We start from the raw sequence: 620 nt of genomic DNA, 5'->3' as shown, positions 1-620 counted from the left end.
CTCCTCCTCCACGAATTGCCCCACCTCCAACGGGAGCCCCCGATGAACTTTCGCTTCCTGGCGCGCCGCCGCCCGACCCCGGCCGACGTCGCTGCCAATCTCACCGCCACCCGGCCGATCCTGCCGCCGGTCGTGACGGCGCCCGCCGTGGCTGTCCCCGCGCCGCCGGTTACCGTCGCCGATCCGCGCGCCACCTACCGTGTGCACTTCGACGGATCCGTCCCGGACCTGATCGCCCACAAGGTCACGCGGCGGGAGCTGGCGGCCGCGGCGGTCGGGCACGTCCGCCCGTACGCCCGCGCGACACACGCTGTGATCGACGCGCAGATGCCGTTCATCCTCGTCCGCGCCGACGACTCGACCGTGGCTCGGGCGACGTTCGAGGTCCTGCCGACGGGCGGTGGCCAGCGATGAACGGACCTCAGCACTTCCTGGAGGCCGAGCGACTGCTCGCCCTCGCGGACTACGACAGCGGCCACGCGCCGCAGGCCGCGGCCGACCGACGTGCCGACGCGCAGGTCCACGCCACGCTCGCGCAGACCGCCGCGTTCGTCATGGCACAGCCCGTCGCCGGGATGGCCGACGAACAGGGCCTCGACCAGGGCGACTTCGACGACTGG

1 protein-coding gene and 1 pseudogene are annotated in these 620 nt (G+C 73.2%); both read left to right on the top strand.

The window, feature by feature from the left end; all coding sequences use genetic code 11:
* Positions 1–414: hypothetical protein (locus V2S66_RS34350; RefSeq protein WP_330801031.1), on the top strand; the 414-nt coding region annotated here is incomplete at its 5' end.
* Positions 411–620: pseudogene (locus V2S66_RS34345) on the top strand (hypothetical protein); the annotation flags it as partial. The gene V2S66_RS34350 and the pseudogene V2S66_RS34345, both read left to right, overlap by 4 nt.

The organism is Actinacidiphila polyblastidii (genome assembly GCF_036353415.1).
GTDB classification, from domain to species: domain Bacteria; phylum Actinomycetota; class Actinomycetes; order Streptomycetales; family Streptomycetaceae; genus Actinacidiphila; species Actinacidiphila polyblastidii.
The sequence above is the reverse complement of the archived record's forward strand: the minus strand, read 5'-3'. Positions and strand labels throughout refer to the sequence as shown.